This is a genomic window from Streptomyces sp. NPDC051561 (assembly GCF_044454195.1).
Classification (GTDB): Bacteria; Actinomycetota; Actinomycetes; order Streptomycetales; family Streptomycetaceae; genus Streptomyces.
Genome location: NZ_JBITDM010000003.1, coordinates 81,375 through 101,299, shown reverse-complemented (window position 1 = coordinate 101,299; position 19,925 = coordinate 81,375). Strand labels below are relative to the sequence as shown.

Genomic DNA, 19,925 nt, shown 5'->3' with positions numbered 1-19,925 from the left:
TTCGCTGGACGGGGCTCTTCGGTGTACTCGGGCCTGGATAGGGTGGGTGGCGATTCCTATTCGGCTGTGGACCCTGTGGAGCGGACCATGAACGTTGTGACCCCGGTTGGCGGCGACAGCGTGGCGGCCCGTAGCTGGCCGGGCATCCTCAACCCCCTGCTGCGCGGCGAGCACCTCGGTGCGGACGACACCGCCTGGGCGATGGACCGCATCATGAGCGGCGAGGCCACCGACGCCCAGATCGCGGGCTTCGCGGTGGCGCTGCGGGCCAAGGGCGAGACGGTCGAGGAAGTCACGGGTCTGGTGCGGGCGATGTACGCGCACGCCCGCATCATCGAGGTGCCCGGCCCCAGCGTCGACATCGTCGGCACCGGCGGCGACCTCGCCAAGACGGTCAACGTCTCCACCATGTCGGCCATCGTGATCGCCGGTACGGGTGCCAAGGTCGTCAAGCACGGCAACCGGGCCGCGTCCTCCGCCAGCGGTTCCTCGGACGTGCTGGAGAAGCTGGGCGTCAACCTGGACCTGACGCCGAGCCGGGTGGTGGAGGTCGCCGAGGAGGCGGGCATCACCTTCTGCTTCGCGGTGAAGTTCCACCCCGCGCTGCGGTACGCCGCCAAGGCCCGCAAGGAGCTCGGCGCGCAGACCACCTTCAACATCCTGGGCCCGCTCACCAACCCGGCCCAGGTGCGGGCCCAGGCGGTCGGTGTCGCCGACGCGCGGATGGCGCCGATCGTGGCCGGCGTGCTGGCCGGGCGGGGGAATTCCGCGCTGGTCTTCCGGGGCGACGACGGCCTGGACGAGCTGACCACCACGGCGACCTCCCAGGTGTGGGTGGTCCGCGACGGCGCGGTCCGCCAGGAGGCGTTCGACCCGCGGGACGTGGGGCTGGAGATCGTGCCCGTGGAGGCTCTGCGGGGCGCGGACGCCTCGTACAACGCGGAGGTCGCACGGAGGCTGCTCGCGGGCGAGCAGGGCCCGGTGCGGGACGCGGTGCTGCTCAACACGGCGGCAGCCCTCGTAGCCCTCAATCCTCATGGAGGATCGTTGAACGAGGAGATCGCCGCCGGGATCGAGCAGGCGCGTGAGTCCCTCGACTCCGGCAGCGCGCAGCGGGCGCTGGAGCGCTGGGTGAAGGCGAGTAACGCCTGAAACGCGGTGGGTGTGTGACGCAGAGCGCAGTCCGGATGTCTCAGAAGGCGGACTGCGCTCTTGCACGTCGTTGATCGTGTGGCAGGATGCTGCACAGGTCATGAGTGACAGCGACTACGGCCCCGGCCCGCTGTCCGGCAACCCTCCGTCCGTGGCGGGGTGCCCCGGGTGAAGACCAGGTCGTAGGCAGCGAGGTCTACGGCAAGCGCGGACCCCTGCGCACTCTTTTTGGAGTGGCGCGCCCCTGGGGTCCTGGTCCTCAAGGGAGCAGTCTCGTGAGCAAGCGAATGCGATAGGGCCCTTCGGCCCCGTTCCACCTTCACCTCCGTGCGGTCCTTTTGTGGCCGCGCGTCGAGGCAACTCCCGTACTCCACAAGGCAGTTGAGCCTTGGTCGGCGGTACGGGTGCATCTGAAGCCATTCCGCCTTGTCCTGCCAGGAGTTTCGCCATGTCTGCATCGTCCACCGCCACCGCCACCTCCTCCGCTGCCTCCGAGTCCGCCGACCCCTGCTGTGGAGCGCCGCTCCCCGTCCTCGGGCGGGACGTGGCGGTGCCGCTGGTGACCGGTGGCGAAGTCACGTACGCGGCCCTCGACTACGCGGCCAGCGCCCCGGCGTTGCAGCGGGTGTGGGACGACGTGGCGGCGTACGCCCCGTACTACGGCAGCGTGCACCGGGGGGCCGGGTACCTCTCGCAGCTGTCGACGGACCTCTTCGAGAACAGCCGGCAGACGGTGCACGAGTTCCTGGACTGCCGGGACGGAGACCAGGTCGTCTTCACCCGCTCCACCACCGACTCGCTGAACCTGCTCTCGGCCGTACTGCCCGCCGACTGCCAGGTGTTCGTCTTCGAGACCGAGCACCACGCCTCGCTTCTGCCCTGGCAGAACGCCAGGGTGACGTACCTCAACGCGCCGCGCACCCCGGCCCAGGCCGTGGAATCGCTGGAGCGGGCGCTCACCGACCGTGATCCCTACGGTCCCGCGCTGGTCTGCGTCACGGGCGCCTCGAACGTCACCGGTGAGATCTGGCCGGTGAAGGAGCTGGCGGCGGCGGCCCATGCGCACGGTGCGCGGATCGTGCTCGACGCGGCGCAGCTGGCGCCCCACCACCCGGTCTCCGTCAAGGACCTGGACGTCGACTGGGTCGCCTTCTCCGGGCACAAGCTGTACGCGCCGTTCGGGTCGGGTGTGCTGGCGGGCCGGGCCGACTGGCTCCAGGAGGCAGACCCGTACCTGGCCGGTGGCGGTGCGTCGAAGAAGGTCGCGCGGCGAACCGACGGCGGGGTGGATGTCGAGTGGCACACCACCGCCGCCCGCCACGAGGCCGGTTCGCCCAACGTGATCGGCGTCTACTCCATCGCCTCCGCCTGCAAGGCGCTCACCGAGGCGGGCTTCGACTCGCTGGTGGAGCGGGAGCAGTCCCTGGTGCGCAAGGTGCGGGAGGGGCTGGCAGAGGTGCCGGCCGTCAAGGTGCTCTCGCTGTTCGGTGACGACGCGCCCCGGGTCGGCGTCATCTCCTTCGTGGTGGAGGGCTGGAACAGCTCGCACTTCGCCGCAGCGCTGTCCGCCGAGTACGGGATCGGCGTCCGCGACGGTCTCTTCTGCGCTCACCCGCTGGTCCGTACGCTGCTCGGCAGCGACCCGCAGGACCCGGGCGAGTGCGGCGCCCCCGAGGCCGAACCGGGCGAGCGCTCTCTCAACGCGATCCGGGTGAGCTTCGGTGCGGGTACGCCCGACGAGCACGTCGAGCGTTTCGTGGCCGCCGTGCAGGAACTCGTCGCGAACGGTGCGCAGTGGAACTACCGGACCGAGGAAGGGCGTTGCGTCCCGGCGGTCTGAGGGATGCGGGGCCGGTGGGGCGAGGGCCGCTGCGCCGTCCGTGCGCCCAGCTGGACCATGCGCAGGGCCCGTTCGGTCGCGTCGGTGAGGAACTCGCCGCCCCGGCCGAGGGCCTCGGCCAGTGACACCGGGGCGGGCAGGATCGCGCTGTAGGCGTCGGCCCCGGCCGCGTGGATCTCGTGGGCGCCTTCGCCCAGGGTGCCCGCGAGGACGAGCACCGGGCGGTTGAACTGCCGTGCCCGGCGGGCCACTTCGGCCGGAATCTTGCCCCGCGGGGTCTGCCGGTCCAGGGCTCCTTCGGCGGTGACGACCAGATCGGCGCGGGCGAGGCGGGCGTCCAGATCGAGGTGGCCGAGGAGGACGTCGAAGCGGGGGAGCAGCCGGGCGCCGAGTGCGGCGAGTCCCGCGCCGAGGCCGCCGGACGCGCCGGTGCCGGGGCCGTGGCGGAGGTCGGTGCCGGGCGGTGTGGTGCGGGCCAGGTCGCGTTCGAGGGTGTACGCCCAGTGGTCGAGGGCGCCGGAGAGTTCGGCGACCTGCGGTTCGGTCGCCCCTTTCTGCGGGCCGAAGACACGGGCTACGCCCTGGGGGCCGCACAGGATGTTGTGCGGATTGCAGGCGACCAGCAGCTCGGTCCGGGCGAGCCGGGGGTCGAGGCGGGTGGTGTCCACGCGGGTGAGTCGGGTCAAGTGCCTCCCGCCGTAGGGGAGTTCGGAGCCCTTTGCGTCGAGGAGGCGTGCTCCCAGGGCCTGGAGGGCGCCGGCGCCTCCGTCCGACGTACCGGAATCCCCGCAGCCGACGAGGATGCGGCGCACGCCCTGGTCGAGGGCGGCGCGGATCAGTTCGCCCACGCCGTACGTCGTGGTGGCGCCCGGGTCGCGGAGGGTGCGCGGGACCAGGGACAGTCCGGCCACGGCGGCCATTTCGACCACGGCGGTGTGCGGGTCGAGGAGGGCGAAGTGGGTGGCGACGGGGACGCCGGTCGGGCCGGTGGCGGTGCGGGTGAGGAGGCGGGCGCCGGGGGTGGCGGCGGTGAGAGTGCGGGCGGTGCCCTCGCCGCCGTCGACCAGGGGGATCAGGTCGAGGTGGGCGCGGGGCAGGACCCTGCGGACCCCGGCGGCGATGGCTTCGGCGGCGGCTTCGGCGGACAGCGACTCCTTGAAGCCGCTGGGGGCGATGGCGACATGACGTACCGGCACGAGGACTCCAGGGAAGGTGGTCAGCGGGGGAGCAGCACGGGAACGCCGAGCAGCGGCCATACGGCGAGGGCGAAGAGCAGCACCGTCGCGGCGGTCAGCGGGGCCAGCACGGCGGAGAGTCTCAGCAGGTCACGCGAGGTGTAGGTGGGGGTGCCCGGGAGGTCGGAGTAGAGCGTCACGGGCTTCGCGGACGCCGGGAGGGTGTGGCAGAACCCGGCCGCGGCGGTGGAGGCGAGGGCGGCGGCCACCGGGTTGACGCCGACGCCGACCGCCGCGGCGACGACCAGCGGGACGAGCACGCTGGAGCGGGCGGAACGTGACTGGAGGATCAGATGGGCCGCCGTGCTGACCACGACCACGGCCGTCAGGAACGCCCACGGCGGGACCCCGGACAGCGGCAGCAGCGACATCAGCCAGCTGGCCGCACTCGAGTCCGCGAGTGCCACCCCCATCGCCATCGTCGCGGCCATGAAGAGCAGCAGCGACCACGGAACGGTGCCGAGGGCCTCCTTCAGCCGTACGGTGCCGAGCGCGGGCGAGGCGGCGACGACCGCGCCGATCAGCGCGACCACGGCGGGCGGGACCTGGTGCAGCGGCTCGCTGCACCACAGCAGTACGACCGTCCCGAGCAGCGCGGCGCAGCGGGCCTCCGAGGAGGCGAGCGGGCCGGTGACGGGGCGGTCGCTGTGCTGCTGGATCTGGGCGGTGGTGATCTTCACGGGCGTACGGCGGTCCTCGCGGCGGGTGGTGGTGAGGAGGACCGCTTCGGCGGCGAGGTGGCTGGAGACCACCGCCAGCGGGAGGCCGAGCAGGAGCCACTGGGTGAAGCCGACGCGCCTGCCCGTCGCCTCGAAGAGGACCGAGACCGTGATGAGGTGGGCGCCCGCGCCGATCAGGGTGGCCACGGCGGAGAGCAGGATCACCGTGGGGAAGAGCAGGGCCAGCATCACGACGAGGCGGCGCCGTCCCGCGAGTGCCTTGGCCAGCGCCAGGAACACGGGGAGCGCGAGGGCGGCCCGGCCGGAGGTCGCGGGGACGGCGAACGCGGTGACGACCAGGGCGGCGGTGGTGAGGTGGGTGAGCTGACGGACGGTACGGGCGCCGCTGACCAGGAAGGCGGCGGCGCGACCCGCGAGGCCGGTCCTGGCGACGGCGGCGGCCAGGACGAAGGCGCAGATCAGTAGCCATACGGTCGCGTCGCCGAGGGTGCCGAAGAGGGTGTCGCTGCCGATCACGCCGGTGGCGGTGAGGGCGAGGCCTGCGCCGAGGGCGATGTAGGTGTCGTCCACCGGAGTGGCGATCCAGGCGGCGGTGGCGAGGACGAAGGTGAGGAGGGTGAGGCGGGCGTCGAGGGAGAGGGAGGGGGTGGCGAGGAGGAGGGCGCAGAGGGCGAGGGTGAGGAGGAGGGTGGCGTAGTGGTGGGGGCGGAGGGGGGTGCGGGAGGAGGCCGGGGCGGGGGCTCGGGTGGCCGGGGGCATGGGGTCGAGCTTGGTGAGGCGGGGTGAGGTGGCCGTGAGGGGTTGATGAAGGGGGCTTCATGGGGGCGGGGTACGGGGGCGCGCGGGTACGGAGGGGTGGGGGCGCGCGGGTACGGAGGTGGGGGGGCGCGGGTACGGAGGTGTGGGGGCTACGGCAGCCGGTAGCCCATGCCGCGCACCGTTTCCACTCGCTCCGGGCCCAGTTTCTTGCGGAGGGCGCGGACGTAGACGTCGACGATGTTCGAGCCGGGGTCGAAGTCGTAGCCCCAGACGTGGGACAGGATCTGCTCGCGGGAGAGGACCTGGCCGGGGTGGCGGAGGAAGAGTTCCAGCAGGACGAATTCCCGGGCGGTCAGGTCGACCGTGCGCGCGTCGGACCTGGCGCGGCGGGTGCGCAGGTCCAGGGAGAGGGAGCCGCTGCGCAGGACCGTGACCTCGGGGACGCGGGCGGCGGTGCGCAGGCGCAGACGGATCCGGGCCAGGAGTTCCTCGAAGCGGAACGGTTTGGTCATCCAGTCGTCGGCGCCGCCCTCCAGGCCGGCCACCGTGTCCCGTACCGAGTCACGGGCGGTCAGGACGATGACCGGGGCCGTCATCCGGGCCTCGCGCAGCTCGCGCAGGACGGTGAAGCCGTCCCGGCCCGGCAGGCCGATGTCCAGCAGAACCAGGTCGAACCCGCCGGTGCAGGCGTAGTCGTACGCGGCGTCGCCGTCGCAGGCGACGGTGGTGGTGAAGCCGTTGGCGCGCAGGCCCTTTTCGACGAAGGAGGCGATGCGTTCCTCGTCCTCGACGATGAGTATGCGGTTCATGGGGTGGGAGGTGTCCCTTCCGGTTCCTGTTCCTGTTCCGGTTCCTGTGCGGCGGTGGGGGCGGGGCCGGGATCCAGTACGAGGGTGAAGGTGGCCCCCGGGCCCGGTGCGGCGGAGTCCGGGCCGCCGGTGGGCCGCAGTTCGACCCGCCCCCGGTGCCCCTCCGCGATCGCCTTCACGATGGCCAGGCCCAGGCCCGCCCCGGTACTGCGGGCGCCGCGCCGGGCGGTACCGCGCCGGAAGCGTTCGAAGATCACGGCGGCGTCGTGGGCCGGTACGCCGGGCCCGCTGTCGGCGACGTACAACTCGATCCTCGCCCCGGACGTCCCGTCCGCCCCGCACTCCCGTGAGCCGATGCTGACGCGGCTGCCGGGGGTGGTGTGCTGCACCGCGTTCTGGGCGAGCTGGACCATGGCCTGGGTGATCCGCTGCGGGTCCAGCCTGGCCTCCCGGTCGGCCACTTCGGCCAGCACCCACTCGCGGTCGCCCAGCGTGCGGGCCTTCACGAAGACGTCGGCGGTCAGCTCCGCGAGCTGGACCGGCTCGGGGGAGACGAAGTCCGGCCGCTCCGACTTGGCGAGCAGGAGCAGGTCCTCGACCATGCGGCTCATCCGGTCGAGTTCGTCGGTGACCAGGCGGACGGTCTCCTCGCGTTCCGCGGGGTCCTCGCCCATCAGTTCCAGGTGCCCGCGCACGATGGTGATGGGGGTGCGCAGCTCGTGGCCCGCGTCGTCCACGAACTCGCGCTGGGCCGCGAACGCCCGCTCCAGCCGGTCCAGCATCGCGTTGAAGGTCTTTGCCAGCGCGGCGATGTCGTCCCTGCCCTGCACCGGGATCCGCCGGGTGAGGTCCTGCTCGGTGAGCTGGGCGGCCGTCATCCGGACCACCCGGACAGGGGCGAGTATCCGGCCCGCGACCGCCCAGCCGATGCCGGTCGTCATCAGCAGCGCCACCCCGGAGATGGCGAGCAGGATGCGGAAGGTCTTGTCGGCCTCGGCCCGTTCGCGCCCGGTGTGGAAGGCGACCACGAAGGCACCCTCGGTGGAGCCCGCGATCGGCACCTTCGCCCAGGCGATCTGCCCGCCGGAACTGCCGGAACCGCCCGAGCTGCCGGAACCGCCCGAGCCGCCGGAACCGCCCGAGCCGCCGGATCGGTCGAGGGTCCCGGTGGCCGCACCGGAGGCGAAGATCGCGATCAGGGCCTTGGAGTCCTGGTACAGCGCGGTGCCCGGCGGGTAGTCGCGGGGCTGGAGGATGACGCGCGGGCGGGCGCCCGCGGTGCGGGTGAGGCCGAGGAGTTCCTCGTCCGGGTCGGAGTACTGGCGTTGCAGGAAGACCTCCAGGAGGCGGTGGGTGTCGGTGAAGCCTCCGCCGGTGGCCGGGTCGACGCCCTGTTCCACGAAGTTGGCGAACTCCCGGGTCTCCTGGGTGAGCAGCTGCCCGATCCGGCTGTCCACGTCGCGCAGCAGCAGCGAACGGGTGGTCGTCGCGACGGCGGCCAGCGCCACCGCCATCACCAGGAGCAGCCACAGCAGGATGCGCACCCGTGCGGAGATCCGCGGACCGCGCGGTTCCGCCTCCACGACTCCCGCCGTGGAGGCGTCAGTTGGCGTCGTCACCGGACGCGGGGGCGCCGCCCCGCTCGGGCCGCTCGTCGCGGTCGTCGTCATCGTCGTCGCCCCGTGCGCTCGGCCCCGGTACGACCGAGTCGCCGGACGGCGTGCCCGTCGGCGTACCGGAGGGGGAGGCGGCGGGAGCCGAGGGGGAGGGGCCGCCCGGCTTCTGCGGCCCGCCCGTCAGCTCGACCTTGGGCGGCACTTCGGGCGCCCGGGGAGCATCGGTCAGCGCGTAACTCGTCGCCGCGATGCCCAGCGGTATCGCGACGACGGCCGCGAGGGTCGCCAAGCGGTGGGTGAAAGCCATACCGCCAGCCTGGCAGTCGCCGTACGCCCCGCACATGAGGGCCGGATGAAGAACCCTTCATGTGCGCGGAGGTGAGGTGGAGGAGGTACGTGGCGGGACGAGCCCCTCGGTCAGCCGTCCAGGCCGATCGCGAAGGCCGCCTCCAGGTCGTGCTGCGAGTAGGTGCGGAACGCGACGTGCGTGTCCGTGCCCTCGACTCCGGGGATCTTGCTGATGGAGCCGGGGATGATGTCCGCCAGGTCGTCGTGCCGGCCGACGCGCACCATGGCGATCAGGTCGTAGGTACCGGTGACGGAGAAGACCTCGCTGACGCTTTCCAGCGCGGCGATCGACTCGGCGATCTCGGGGATCCGGTCCACGCTGGTCTTGATGAGCACGATCGCGGTGATCACGGCTGGCTTTCTCCCTCGGTGGCCGGTGGCGCTGCTGCGGCCTTCACTCTAGCCGCAGGGGGATAACGCGCCCACGCGTAGAGGAACCCGGCCGCGAACCCCACCACATGCGCCAGGTACGCGACCCCCGCCCCGGTCCCGAGCCCCTGCGCTGCCAGCCACTGGAGCACGAACCAGAAAACCAGCACGATCCAGGCCGGGAAGCGCAGCGGAAGGAAGAGCAGGAAGGGGAAGAGGCTGGTGACCCGGGCGTGCGGGAACAGCCGCAGGAAGGCGCCGAGCACCGCGGAGATCGCCCCGGACGCCCCGACCAGCGTCTCGTCGGAGGAGGAGTGCACGAGTGCGTACACCACCAGCGCGAGGTAGCCGGTGACGACGTAGAAGAGGAGGAAGTGCAGGCGCCCCATCCGGGCCTCGGTCATCGCCCCGAAGACGTACAGAAAGAGCATGTTGCCCAGCAGATGCAGCCAGTTGCCGTGCACGAACAGGGCGGTCAGCGGGGTCAGGTACGAGTGTCCGGTGCCCTGGACCAGCTCCACCGGGACCACGCCCCAGCGCTCGAAGTAGGCGGTCTGTGCGGCGAGAAGGGCGTCGCCGGTGCCGTACGCGGGGACGAAACCGGAGGCCGGTCCGAGCAGGAAGACCACACAGCAGACACCGATCAGGCCGTACGTCACGACGGGGGCGTGCGCGAGGGACTGCCACCGGACCGCCATGCCCGTGGCTGCCCAGTACTTCCCGAAGGGGGTGACCTTGATCATGGCTTCGAGGATGACGCAGCGGGTGCGGCCCGGGAGCCCGGCTCGCCGGTACGGCGCAAGGGCCCGCCCCGGTCTCAAGGGTCGGCCGCCCTTCACGCGGGGTAGCCGTAAGGCCGTAGGGTTGCGCGCAGGGTATCCGCAGTTCGACGGCGCACCGCGGCAACGACGTACGACACCCGTGTGAAAACGCGGAAACGAACGAAGAGGACGGTACGTATGACGACGACGGTTCCCCTGCCGACCGCCGGGACCCGGTGGCGCTGCACCCTCTGCGGAAATCTCACCCGGTTCGATGTGACCCGCTCGTCGAAGGTCGTCGAGTACGTCCACCTCGACCTGGCCGGGGAATCGAAGGTCGAGGAACGCGAGGTGGTCAGTGAGACCATCGAGTCCGTGCGCTGCCGCTGGTGCAACGCGGTGGATCAGATCGAACTGGTGGACAGGCCGGACTCCGGCTCCTGAGGGCTTCCTCGGGAGTGGGTGCCCGGCAGGGCAGTGCCCCGTGCGGGCACGAAGTAGTGGGGTGACGGATTGTGGAGCCTGCGAGCGGCTCGGAACCGGCCGGCTCGGCCGACGACGCCGCAGAGGTGCTCGACCGCCCGTTGCCCGAAGGGGTGCGGCGGCGGGTCGTGACGCTGGTGTCGGACGCGTTCGGCGGCCTGACGGTCGCCGAACTCCCGGCGCAGCTGCGCCAGTACGCCCGGTTCACCCCCACCAGACGCGCCAAGTTCGCGGGCAACGCGATGGCGGCCGCGCTGGAGAGCGACCCGGTCTTCCGGCAGCGCATCGGCGAACGGCTGCGTGAGGCGCAGCCCGAGCTGACGAGCGCGCTGGAGGCCGGGTCGCCGCCTGCCGCCGCCGACCCGGTCGATGTGGCGGCGGCGGCCTATGTGCTGCGCCCGGTCGGCTGGGTGAAGCTGGTGGCCGCGGCGGGCGAGGAGGCGCAGCGCGCCGACGCCGAGCGCGCCGACGAGGCCGCGCAGCGGGAACTGGACCTGCTGCGCGCCGAACTGGCCGAGGCCAGGGACCGTACGAAGTCGGAGACCGAGCGGCTGCGCGCCGAACTCGAAACCGCCCGCAAGGAGTCGGACGCCGCCCAGCGCAAGCTGCGCGGCGCCCTCAGCGACGTCAAGCGCGGTGAGGCGGCGCTCCGCAAAACCCAGGCCGAGATCGACGGCATCAAGGCCGAGGCGGCCGCCCAGGTGGCCTCCGCCGAGGCCGAGTCGCGCCGGCTGCGGGCCAGGCTCGGTGAGGCGGAGGCGTCCGCCGAGGCGGGGCGTCGTGCGGTACGGGAGGGACGCAGCGTCGAGGACATGCGCCTGCGGCTCCTCCTGGACACGGTGCTCGAAGCCGCCCAGGGGCTGCGCAGGGAACTGGCGCTGCCCCCGTCCACCGGGCGTCCCGCGGACAGCGTGGAGGCGGTCGAGCCGGGGCGGATGTCGCCCAAGGACATCGCGACCCGCGCCCTCTCGGACACCGACCCGGCCGTTCTGGACCAGTTGCTCGCGCTGCCGCAGGCGCATCTGGTGGTCGACGGCTACAACGTGACCAAGACCGGCTACCCCACGATGCCGCTGGAGAAGCAGCGGCTGCGGCTGCTCGGCGGGCTCTCCATGCTGGCCGCCGCGTCCGGAGCCGAGGTGACCTGCGTCTTCGACGGGGCGGAACTGGCAGCTCCGGTGCTGCTCGCGCCGCCGCGCGGGGTGCGGGTGCTGTTCAGCAAGGCCGGTGTGACGGCCGACGAGCTGATCCGTCAGCTGGTACGGGCCGAGCCGAGCGGGCGGCCGGTGGTGGTGGTCTCCACCGACCGGGAGGTCGCGGACGGGGTCGCCAAGTCCGGCGCCAGGCCGGTCGCTTCGGTGATGTTGCTTAAGCGGCTTTCGCGCGCTTGACGCTGCTTGTCAGCCACTGCCCAACTCATTCGGTTAATGCCCGAATTGGGGCTGATTGAGTATGGCGTTCTGTCAACTCCCTGTGACGCGCTGTGTGACGCGTGGAAATTATGTGTCTCAAGGGCAAGATTTTTCCTGTGAGGATTTGAACTGATCACAAGAAGGTCACTAGGGTCTGGGCTCGAACCTTCGCACGGTTGATCACTCATCCGGAGTATCGGCGAGGTCGCCGCCAACCGCAGACCGGTAGGTGGTTCGAGGAAGAAGGAGCTCGCCTCCGTGGCGTCCCACCGTCGTCCCAAGAACCCGAGCCGCACGCGTGTGACCGTGCTCTCCATCGCCGCCACCGCAGCCGTGGCCCTCACCTCGCAGTCGGCGAACGCCGCACCCAAGCCGGACAAGAAGGAAGTCAAGGCGAAGGTCGACGCGCTGCACGAGGAGGCGGAAGGCGCCACCGAGAAGTACAACGCGGCGAAGGAGAAGCAGGACACCCTGGAGAAGCAGGTCAAGAACCTCCAGGACAAGGCGGCTCGGGGCCAGGGCGAGCTCAACCAGATGCGCAAGGGCCTCGGTTCGATGGCCACCGCCCAGTACCGCACCGGCGCCGTCGACCCCACGCTCCAGCTCTTCCTCTCCTCCGAGCCGGACCAGTTCCTGGACCGCTCCGCGGCGATGAACCAGCTGACCGCCAAGCAGGCCGACTCGCTCCGCAAGATCCAGGCCAAGCAGCGCACCCTCGCCCAGCAGCGCGAGGAAGCCTCCGGCAAACTCGCCGACCTGGGCGCCGTGCGCAAGGAACTGGGCGCGAAGAAGCAGGTCATCCAGAGCAAGCTCAACGAGGCGCAGAAGCTGTACGACACGCTGACCGCCGCCGAGAAGAAGGCTCTCCAGGAGAAGGAGGACCGCGCCAGCCGCGCCTCCACCGAGCGCCCCGACCTCGGGGGCCAGGTCTCCGCCGGCTCCGGCGTCGGCGCCCAGGCCATGAACGTGGCCTACAGCAAGATCGGCGCCCCGTACTCCTGGGGTTCCAAGGGACCCAGCTCGTTCGACTGCTCCGGGCTGGTCTACTGGGCGTTCAAGCAGATCAACGTGCAGATAGGCGGCAGCACCTACTCCCAGGAGAGCGCCGGCACGAAGATCTACAACAAGAGCGACCTGCGCCCCGGCGACCTGGTCTTCTTCAACAACCTCCAGCACGTGGGCTTCTACGCCGGCAACGGCCAGTCGCTGCACGCCCCGAAGCCGGGCGCCAGTGTCCGCGTCGAGGACATGGACTACCTCGGCCCGTTCCAGTTCGGTGTGCGCGTCGGAGGCTGATCGTTCCCGACACGCCCGCGATACCCGCGCGTGGACGCCGAACACACCGCCCGTTCGGGCGAATTGCGTCACCCCGTGCTGACCGCCCGCCCCGCCCGTGACCCTGGTCACCGGTGGGGCGTCGTGCTGTGCGGAGACTTTTCGAGCGTGCCGCGCTCTTTGGCCGGTGTGTGAGCGTCCCGCTACTGTCTGCTCGCGCAGCTCCCGTCCGGCAGTCCGCCCGCCCGGGCGGCAGGGTGCTGCCACCCAGCAGTGGAAGGAGTGCGGCTTCCTGTGGCGTCACACCGTCGTCCCTCGCAGTCCGGGCTCACACAGAGCACCCGGGTCACCGTCCTGTCCGCCGCCGCGGCCACCGCGGCAGCGGCCCTCGGGGCCACCCCGGCCGCCGCCGACCCGGTGGGCACGGCCACGGCCACCCAGGCCACCGTCGACCGGCTCTTCGAGCAGGCCGAGCAGGCCACCGAGAGGTTCAACCAGGCGGGCGAGCGCGCCGAGACCCTCCGCAAGGAGGTCCGCCAGGCCCGCGACCGCACCGCCCGCGGCCAGCAGCGGATCAACCGGATGCGCGGAGTGCTCGGGCAGTTGGCGGGCGCCCAGTACCGGTCGGGCGGCATGGACCCCTCGGTGTCGCTGCTGCTGTCGGAGAACCCGGACAGCTACCTCGAAAAGGCCGCCGCCCTGGACCGGGTCAGCGCCCTGCACACCGGCCGGCTGCTCGAACTCACCGAGGCGCAGCGCAAGCTGGGCCAGGAGCGCAACGAGGCGGCCCGCAAGCTGGGCGAGCTGGAGCAGAGCAGGGCCCAGGTCTCCCGCCACAAGCGCACCGTGGAGGGCAAGCTCGCCGAGGCCCGCCGGATGGTGAACGCGCTCAACGCCCGCGACCGCGCCGAGTTCGACCGCAGCTCGCGCTCCGGACGCGACTCGATGCCGGAGATGTCCGGGGCGATGCCCGCCTCCTCGCGCGCCGCCGCCGCCGTGCTGGCCGCCAGGAACGCGGTCGGCAAGCCGTACATCTGGGGCGCCAACGGCCCGTCGGGCTTCGACTGCTCGGGCCTGATGCAGTGGTCGTACGGCCAGGCCGGGGTCTCCCTGCCGCGTACCTCGCAGGCCCAGCGGTACGCCGGTCAGCAGGTCTCCCTGGACCAGGCACAGCCGGGCGACCTGGTTGCCTACCGCGACGACGCCAGCCACATCGGGATGTACATGGGCAACGGTCAGGTCGTGCACGCGCCCTACCCGGGGGCGCCGGTGCGCTACGACCCGGTCGGGATGATGCCGGTGTCCTCGGTGACCAGGGTCTGAGCTGATCCGGGTCCGAGCTGACCGGGGTCCGAGGTGATCCGGGTCTGATCCCTCCGGTTCTCTGGTGGCGCCCACGGGGCTCATTCCGCCGCCGTACGATCGCCGGATGGACGAGCAGGGGCGTTACGGGCGGCGGGCGGTGCTCGCGCTGGGGCTCGGCCTCGGACTCGGCGGGCCGGGACTGGCGGCGTGCAGCGTCCCGTCCGAGCCGTCCGACACCGCGGCCCGTGACGTACGGGAACTGCTGGCGCGGCGGTCCTGGGCGCTGCTGCGGCGGGACGAGGACGGCTTCCTGGGGGTGCTCGAACCCGGGGTGCGGGGGCTGCGGGACGCCCAGCAGCAGGAGTTCGGCAACCTCGCCGACGTACCGCTGAAGTCGTGGGAGTACCGGCTGACCGGGCTGGACCGCACCGGCGACCGGGCCGCCACCGCCCGGGTGGAACTGGCTCTGCGGATCGACGGGTACGACGCGGTGCCCGCCGTCACCTCCCGCCGGATCGACCTGCTCCGACGGAACGGGCGGTGGTACGTCGCCGGGGACCGGCCGGCCAGGAGCGGCGCCCAGGAGATCTGGCAGCAGGGGCCGGTCACCGCGGTGAAGGGCGAGCGGGCGATGGTGCTCGGCGCGGGGCAGCCGCGGGCCCGGCTGACGGAGATCGCCCGGGCCGCCGACGGTGCCGTGGCCGCGGTGGGGCGGGCCTGGACGCGGGAACGGGGGCTGCGGGTGGTGCTGCTGGTGCCGCCGTCGCTGCGTGGGATGGGGGCGTTGCTCGGGGAGCCCGCCGCCGGGTACCGGGGGATCGCGGCGGTCACCACCGGGTCGGCGGCGGGCGGGCGGCGGACCTCGGCGGACCGGGTGATCGTCAACCCGGAGGCGTACGACGTGCTCGGCGCGTCCGGCCGGGAGGTCGTCCTCACTCATGAGTCCACCCACGTCGCCACCCGTACGGACACCTCGGCGGCCACCCCGATGTGGCTGTCCGAGGGCTTCGCCGACTGGGTGGCGTACCGGGAGAGCGCGCGCACCCCGGCCGAGATCGCGCCCGAACTGCGGCGCACGGTGCGGCGGGAGGGGCCTCCCGCCGTGCTGCCGGACGACGGGAGCTTCCGCTTCAGCGGGGACGCGGACCGGCTGGCGGGGGCGTACGAGGGCGGCTGGCTGGCCTGCCGGATGATCGTTGAACGATGGGACGAGGGGACGCTCCTCACGTTCTACCGTTCCGTCGGTGAACATCCCCAGCGGGAGGGGGCGGTGGAGAACGCGCTCAACCGCGAGCTGGGCACCACCCCCGAGGAGTTCACCGCACGCTGGCGCCGCTACTTGCGGGACGAACTGGGCTGACGCACCCCGGCCGGATCCGCCGTCGCGGGGACGTGCCGCTGGGCGGGCAGCGAGCTCAGCGAGCCCGCCGAGGCGCCGACCGTGTGCCGCCACAGGGTGCGGCAGGCCAGCACGGTGGCCGCGATCAGCAGCCCGTTGCGGAGGAACAGCAGCGGCAGCCCCAGGGCGTCGCTGGAGACCACGTGCGAGAACCAGATGGGGAACTCCAGGCAGGTGAACAGGGTCGCGGCCAGCACCAGATGGGCCGCCCGGTCCATCCGGCTGCCCCGGAACGCCAGGCAGGCGGCGGCCAGTCCGACCAGCCACAGCATGTACTGCGGGCTGATCACCCGGCTGGTGGTGGTGAACAGCAGCACCGCCGTGAACGCCGCGTCGCACGCCGTGGAGGCCGTGAACACCCGGGCCTTCAGCCGCCACAGCAGCAGCCACCCGAAGGCCAGCGCGGTCAGCACCATCGCGAGGGTGCTGACGAGCGGCACGTACGGGCCCAGGAACTCCACCGACCCGTAGTTCAGCAGCACTTCGCCCTCCCAGCCGAAGTGCCTGGCCACATGGAAGACCAGCGCCCCCAGCGACTCCACCTCGGTGCCCCGGTCGCGCTGGAAGGTCAGGAAGGCGAACGCCCCCGGCATGGTGGTGGCGAACAGCAGTGCCAGCCCCAGCGCCGTGAGCAGGAACGCGGTCCAGGAGGAGCGGGTCGTACGCCCCCGTGCCGTCCCCGCGAGCAGCAGGGCGGGCCAGACCTTCAGCATCGCCCCCAGCGCGGCCAGCGCCCCCGTCAGGCGCGGCCTGCGGGCCCCCGCGAGCAGTGCGGCGACCGCCACGCCGGTCACCATCACGTCGTAGCGGGCGTACGCCGTCGGGCCGAGCAGCGCCAGACCGGCGATCCACACCCAGGCACCCGCGAGTCGCTTGCCGGGACGCCGTCCGGCGTAGAGCAGCAGGCCCGTCACCACCGCGTCGGCGAGGAAGGCCAGCACGAAGAAGGCGGGTGCGTAGTCCAGGAACGGCAGCAGACCGGGGGACAGCACGGCGAGCGCGGCGGCCGGCGGGTACTGCCAGGTGATGTCGTCCAGCGGGAAGGTGCCCCTGCTCAGGACCTCGTACCAGCCCTGGTAGATGACCGAGACGTCGCTGGTGACGTCCGGCCCCGGGAAGACCAGCACCTTGAAGACGCAGAGCAGCAGGAGCGTCCTGGTGACGACCCACAGTGCGACGGGTGCGACGGGCAGTACCGGGAGGCGGACCGGGGGCCCGGTGCCGCTCGCTCGTGTCATGACCATCCTTGTTCGGTTCCCCACAGTCCGGTGACGAGTCGTGACAGCGCGGTGCCGTCGTGCGTTCGACGGCGGTGCGTTCGTTTTGCGCTGAAGGGACATGATGCAGGGCAGGTGTGTGCCAGGGCGATGACGCGGGGCCGCCCGGTACTGTCGGGCACGATGGACAAGACCTTGATCGTGACCAACGACTTCCCGCCCCGCCCCGGCGGCATCCAGGCGTTCCTGCACAACATGGCGCTGCGGCTGGACCCCGGGAGCATCGTTGTCTACGCCTCCACCTGGAAGCGCGGGCAGGAGGGCGCGGAGGCCACCGCCGCCTTCGACGCCGAGCAGCCCTTCCCGGTGGTGCGCGACCGGACGACGATGCTGCTGCCGACGCCGCGGGTGACCCGGCGGGCGGCCCGGTTGCTGAAGGAGCACGGCTGCACGTCGGTGTGGTTCGGGGCGGCGGCGCCGCTCGGGCTGATGGCTCCGGCACTGCGCAGGGCGGGCGCCCGGCGGCTGGTGGCGACCACCCACGGCCATGAGGCGGGCTGGGCCCAGCTCCCGGCCGCCAGGCAGCTGTTGGGGCGGATCGGCGAGGGTACGGACACGATCACCTATCTGGGTGAGTACACGCGCTCGCGGATCGCCCCGGCGTTGACGCCACAGGCGGCCGGGCGGATGGTCCAACTGCCGCCGGGGGTCGACGAGAAGACCTTCCACCCCGGCTCGGGCGGCGACGCGGTGCGGGCCCGGCTGGGGCTGACGGAGCGGCCGGTGGTGGTCTGCGTGTCCCGGCTGGTGCCGCGCAAGGGGCAGGACACCCTGATCGAGTCGATGCCGCTCATCCTGCGCGAGGTGCCGGACGCGGTGCTGCTGATCGTCGGCGGCGGACCGTACGAGAAGGAGCTGCGCGAGCTGGCGGGGCGGACCGGCGTCGCGGAGTCGGTGCGGTTCACCGGGGCGGTGCCCTGGGAGGAACTGCCCGCGCACTACGGGGCCGGGGACGTCTTCGCGATGCCGTGCCGGACGCGGCGGGGCGGGCTGGACGTGGAGGGGCTCGGGATCGTCTACCTGGAGGCCTCCGCGACCGGGCTGCCGGTGGTGGCGGGGGACTCCGGGGGCGCGCCGGACGCCGTGCTCGACGGGGAGACGGGGTGGGTGGTGCGCGGTGGGGACGCCGGACAATCCGCCGAGAGGATCGTCGCCTTGTTGAACGATCCCGAACTCCGGGCGCGGATGGGCAGGCGGGGCCGCGAGTGGGTCGAGGAGAAGTGGCGCTGGGACCTGCTGGCCGAGAAGCTCAAGGAGCTGCTCTAGCGGGTGGTACGGGTGAAGGGGCGGCCTCCTGGTGGAGGCCGCCCCTTCGCGTCCGTACCGCGGGATTCACGTCCGTACCGTGGGATTCACGTCCGTACGGCAGGTGTCACGCCGTACGGCAGGCAGGCCGCTCAGGCCCCGTAGATCGCCTCGATCTCGTCCGCGAAGTCCTTCGCCACCACGGTGCGCTTCAGCTTCAGCGACGGGGTGATGTGGCCCGCCTCCTCGGTGAACTGGGTGGGCAGGATGCGGAACTTGCGTACCGACTCGGCCTTGGAGACCGCCGCGTTGCCGTCGTCCACCGCACTCTGCACGGTGGCCAGCAGGTCCGCGTCGTCGCGCAGCGAGACCGCCGTGGAGCCGGCCGGCTTGCCGTGGTCATCGGCCCAGCGGCCCAGGAACTCCTCGTCGATGGTGATCAGCGCGCCGACGAAGGGGCGGCCGTCGCCGACCACCATGCACTCGGCGACCAGGGCGTGCGCCCGGATGCGGTCCTCGATGACGGCGGGGGCGACGTTCTTGCCGCCGGCCGTGACGATGATCTCTTTCTTGCGGCCGGTGATCGCGAGGTAGCCGTCCTCGTCGAGGGTGCCGATGTCACCGGTGTGGAACCAGCCGTCGGTCAGCGCCTCGGCGGTGGCGGCCGGGTTGTTCCAGTAGCCGGTGAAGATGTGCTCGCCGTGCAGCAGCACCTCGCCGTCGTCGGCGATGCGCACGACCGAGCCGGGGAGCGGCTGGCCGACGGTGCCGATCTTCTGGCGGTCCCACGGGTTGAAGGCCGTCGCCGCACAGGACTCCGTAAGGCCGTAGCCCTCCAGGACCGTGAAGCCGATACCGCGGAAGAAGTGGCCCAGGCGCTCGCCGAGCGGGGCGCCGCCGGAGATCGCGAACTCGCCGCGGCCGCCGAGCACCGCGCGCAGCTTGGAGAAGACCAGCTTGTCGAAGACCTTGTGCTTGAGCTTGAGGCCCAGCGCCGGACCCTCCGGGGTGCCGAGCGCGCGGGAGTAGGCGATCGCCGTGTCGGCGGCCTTGTCGAAGATCTTGCCCTTGCCGTCGGCCTGCGCCTTGGCCCGCGCCGAGTTGTAGACCTTCTCGAAGACGCGGGGGACGCCGAGGATCAGCGTCGGCTTGAAGGACGCCAGCTCATCGGTGAGGTTCTTGATGTCCGGTACGCAGCCGAGTTTGATCGGCGCCATCACCGAGGCGACCTCGACCAGACGGCCGAAGACGTGCGCCGCCGGGAGGAACAGCAGCACCGAGCACTCACCGGTGCGGAACAGCGGCTTCAGCCGCTCCACCACATTGCCGCACTCCGCGAAGAAGCTGCGGTGGCTGAGCACACAGCCCTTGGGGCGCCCGGTGGTGCCCGAGGTGTAGACGATGGTGGCGGGGTCGTCGGCGTTGGCCGAGGACATCCGCTGGTCGAGGAGCTCGTCGGTGACCGACGCGCCCTCGGCCGTCAGCAGGGCGACCGCGTCCGCGTCGATCTGCCGGATACCGGTGAGCTCCGGCAGGTTCGCCCGCACCGAGGCGACCGCGGCGTGGTGGGCGTCGGACTCCACCAGCACGAGCCTGGCGCCGGAGTCGCCGAGGATCCACTGGACCTGCTCGGCGGAGCTGGTCTCGTACACCGGCACGGTCACCGCGCCCGCGCTCCAGATCGCGAAGTCGAGCAGCACCCACTCGTAGCGGGTGCGCGACATCAGGGCGACCCGGTCGCCCGGCTCGATACCGGCGGCGATCAGGCCCTTGGCGGCGGCTCGCACCTCGGCCAGGAACTGGGTTGCGGTGACATCGGTCCATGCCCCGGCGACCTTGCGGCCCATGACCGCGGTGTGGGGGTGCTGAGCGGCATTGCGGCGGATGAGATCCGTCAGATTGCCGTCCGAAGGGACCTCGTACAGAGCCGGAAGGCTGAACTCGCGCAAGACTGCTGCTC

17 protein-coding genes and 1 riboswitch are annotated in these 19,925 nt (G+C 71.9%); of the genes, 8 read left to right on the top strand and 9 right to left on the bottom strand.

Annotated features, from left to right (window positions below; translation table 11 throughout):
• The first annotated feature begins 87 nt into the window (after positions 1 to 87).
• The gene (gene trpD, locus ACIA73_RS08475; protein WP_399437570.1) at positions 88 to 1,152 is read left to right on the top strand and encodes an anthranilate phosphoribosyltransferase; all 1,065 of its coding nucleotides are present in this window, start codon (positions 88 to 90) and stop codon (positions 1,150 to 1,152) included.
• Positions 1,153 to 1,248: 96 nt separating this feature from the next.
• Positions 1,249 to 1,366: riboswitch (SAM riboswitch) on the top strand.
• Between the two features lie 234 nt (positions 1,367 to 1,600).
• Positions 1,601 to 2,992: an aminotransferase class V-fold PLP-dependent enzyme gene (locus ACIA73_RS08470; protein WP_399437569.1), complete on the top strand. Its 1,392-nt coding sequence runs from the start codon at positions 1,601 to 1,603 to the stop codon at positions 2,990 to 2,992.
• Here ACIA73_RS08470 and ACIA73_RS08465 read toward each other — a convergent pair.
• The 7 genes from ACIA73_RS08465 to ACIA73_RS08435 all read right to left on the bottom strand — a co-directional run bounded on the left by ACIA73_RS08465 (position 2,953) and on the right by ACIA73_RS08435 (position 9,506).
• Positions 2,953 to 4,188, bottom strand: coding sequence for a glycerate kinase (locus ACIA73_RS08465; protein WP_399437568.1), 1,236 nt, complete (start codon positions 4,186 to 4,188; stop codon positions 2,953 to 2,955). The genes ACIA73_RS08470 and ACIA73_RS08465 overlap by 40 nt on opposite strands.
• A 20-nt stretch (positions 4,189 to 4,208) precedes the next feature.
• Positions 4,209 to 5,666, bottom strand: coding sequence for an SLC13 family permease (locus ACIA73_RS08460; protein ID WP_399437567.1), 1,458 nt, complete (start codon positions 5,664 to 5,666; stop codon positions 4,209 to 4,211).
• Positions 5,667 to 5,815: 149 nt separating this feature from the next.
• Positions 5,816 to 6,475, bottom strand: coding sequence for a response regulator transcription factor (locus ACIA73_RS08455; protein ID WP_399437566.1), 660 nt, complete (start codon positions 6,473 to 6,475; stop codon positions 5,816 to 5,818).
• A complete protein-coding gene (locus ACIA73_RS08450) occupies positions 6,472 to 8,145 on the bottom strand; it encodes a sensor histidine kinase (protein WP_399437565.1) in 1,674 nt (557 codons plus the stop codon). Before ACIA73_RS08450 ends, ACIA73_RS08455 begins: the two co-directional genes overlap by 4 nt.
• On the bottom strand, positions 8,078 to 8,398 hold the full coding sequence (locus ACIA73_RS08445) for a small hydrophilic protein (RefSeq protein ID WP_399437564.1): 321 nt from the start codon (positions 8,396 to 8,398) through the stop codon (positions 8,078 to 8,080). Before ACIA73_RS08445 ends, ACIA73_RS08450 begins: the two co-directional genes overlap by 68 nt.
• Positions 8,399 to 8,508: 110 nt before the next feature.
• Complete coding sequence (locus ACIA73_RS08440; protein ID WP_266654824.1) at positions 8,509 to 8,790, bottom strand: Lrp/AsnC family transcriptional regulator; 282 nt, start codon at positions 8,788 to 8,790, stop codon at positions 8,509 to 8,511.
• The gene (locus ACIA73_RS08435) at positions 8,787 to 9,506 is read right to left on the bottom strand and encodes a rhomboid family intramembrane serine protease (RefSeq protein WP_399438026.1); all 720 of its coding nucleotides are present in this window, start codon (positions 9,504 to 9,506) and stop codon (positions 8,787 to 8,789) included. The genes ACIA73_RS08440 and ACIA73_RS08435 overlap by 4 nt, the downstream gene beginning before the upstream one ends.
• 261 nt (positions 9,507 to 9,767) lie before the next feature.
• Between ACIA73_RS08435 and ACIA73_RS08430 the strand changes: the two genes are divergently transcribed.
• The 5 genes from ACIA73_RS08430 (at position 9,768) to ACIA73_RS08410 (ending at position 15,404) form a co-directional block, all read left to right on the top strand.
• Complete coding sequence (locus tag ACIA73_RS08430; RefSeq protein WP_399437562.1) at positions 9,768 to 10,013, top strand: hypothetical protein; 246 nt, start codon at positions 9,768 to 9,770, stop codon at positions 10,011 to 10,013.
• 68 nt (positions 10,014 to 10,081) lie between these two features.
• Positions 10,082 to 11,443 carry an NYN domain-containing protein gene (locus ACIA73_RS08425; protein WP_399438025.1) on the top strand — a complete coding sequence of 454 codons (1,362 nt, stop codon included), beginning with the start codon at positions 10,082 to 10,084 and terminating at the stop codon, positions 11,441 to 11,443.
• Positions 11,444 to 11,722: 279 nt separating this feature from the next.
• Complete coding sequence (locus ACIA73_RS08420) at positions 11,723 to 12,760, top strand: NlpC/P60 family protein (RefSeq protein WP_399437561.1); 1,038 nt, start codon at positions 11,723 to 11,725, stop codon at positions 12,758 to 12,760.
• A gap of 273 nt (positions 12,761 to 13,033) precedes the next feature.
• Positions 13,034 to 14,062, top strand: a complete 1,029-nt coding sequence (locus ACIA73_RS08415; protein WP_399437560.1) for an NlpC/P60 family protein — start codon at positions 13,034 to 13,036, stop codon at positions 14,060 to 14,062.
• A 106-nt stretch (positions 14,063 to 14,168) separates the two neighbouring features.
• Positions 14,169 to 15,404, top strand: coding sequence for a hypothetical protein (locus ACIA73_RS08410; RefSeq protein WP_399437559.1), 1,236 nt, complete (start codon positions 14,169 to 14,171; stop codon positions 15,402 to 15,404).
• Here ACIA73_RS08410 and ACIA73_RS08405 read toward each other — a convergent pair.
• Complete coding sequence (locus ACIA73_RS08405; protein ID WP_399437558.1) at positions 15,380 to 16,681, bottom strand: glycosyltransferase 87 family protein; 1,302 nt, start codon at positions 16,679 to 16,681, stop codon at positions 15,380 to 15,382. The two genes, ACIA73_RS08410 and ACIA73_RS08405, sit on opposite strands and share 25 nt — an antisense overlap.
• Before the next feature lie 162 nt (positions 16,682 to 16,843).
• Here ACIA73_RS08405 and ACIA73_RS08400 point away from each other — a divergent pair, with 162 nt between their 5' ends.
• Positions 16,844 to 17,986 carry a glycosyltransferase family 4 protein gene (locus ACIA73_RS08400; RefSeq protein WP_399437557.1) on the top strand — a complete coding sequence of 381 codons (1,143 nt, stop codon included), beginning with the start codon at positions 16,844 to 16,846 and terminating at the stop codon, positions 17,984 to 17,986.
• Between the two features lie 131 nt (positions 17,987 to 18,117).
• Here the strand turns inward: ACIA73_RS08400 and ACIA73_RS08395 are convergent, their stop codons facing one another.
• The gene (locus tag ACIA73_RS08395) at positions 18,118 to 19,914 is read right to left on the bottom strand and encodes an AMP-dependent synthetase/ligase (RefSeq protein WP_399437556.1); all 1,797 of its coding nucleotides are present in this window, start codon (positions 19,912 to 19,914) and stop codon (positions 18,118 to 18,120) included.
• Between the last annotated feature and the right edge of the window lie 11 nt (positions 19,915 to 19,925).

Coding starts and splice junctions, on each gene's coding strand:
- ACIA73_RS08450 (WP_399437565.1), bottom strand. CDS start 8,145: ATGACGACGACCGCGACGAGCGGCCCGAGCGGGGCGGCGCCCCCGCGT.
- ACIA73_RS08430 (WP_399437562.1), top strand. CDS start 9,768: ATGACGACGACGGTTCCCCTGCCGACCGCCGGGACCCGGTGGCGCTGC.
- trpD (WP_399437570.1), top strand. CDS start 88: ATGAACGTTGTGACCCCGGTTGGCGGCGACAGCGTGGCGGCCCGTAGC.
- ACIA73_RS08435 (WP_399438026.1), bottom strand. CDS start 9,506: ATGGCGGTCCGGTGGCAGTCCCTCGCGCACGCCCCCGTCGTGACGTAC.
- ACIA73_RS08405 (WP_399437558.1), bottom strand. CDS start 16,681: ATGACACGAGCGAGCGGCACCGGGCCCCCGGTCCGCCTCCCGGTACTG.
- ACIA73_RS08455 (WP_399437566.1), bottom strand. CDS start 6,475: ATGAACCGCATACTCATCGTCGAGGACGAGGAACGCATCGCCTCCTTC.
- ACIA73_RS08400 (WP_399437557.1), top strand. CDS start 16,844: ATGGACAAGACCTTGATCGTGACCAACGACTTCCCGCCCCGCCCCGGC.
- ACIA73_RS08445 (WP_399437564.1), bottom strand. CDS start 8,398: ATGGCTTTCACCCACCGCTTGGCGACCCTCGCGGCCGTCGTCGCGATA.
- ACIA73_RS08470 (WP_399437569.1), top strand. CDS start 1,601: ATGTCTGCATCGTCCACCGCCACCGCCACCTCCTCCGCTGCCTCCGAG.
- ACIA73_RS08410 (WP_399437559.1), top strand. CDS start 14,169: ATGGACGAGCAGGGGCGTTACGGGCGGCGGGCGGTGCTCGCGCTGGGG.
- ACIA73_RS08460 (WP_399437567.1), bottom strand. CDS start 5,666: ATGCCCCCGGCCACCCGAGCCCCCGCCCCGGCCTCCTCCCGCACCCCC.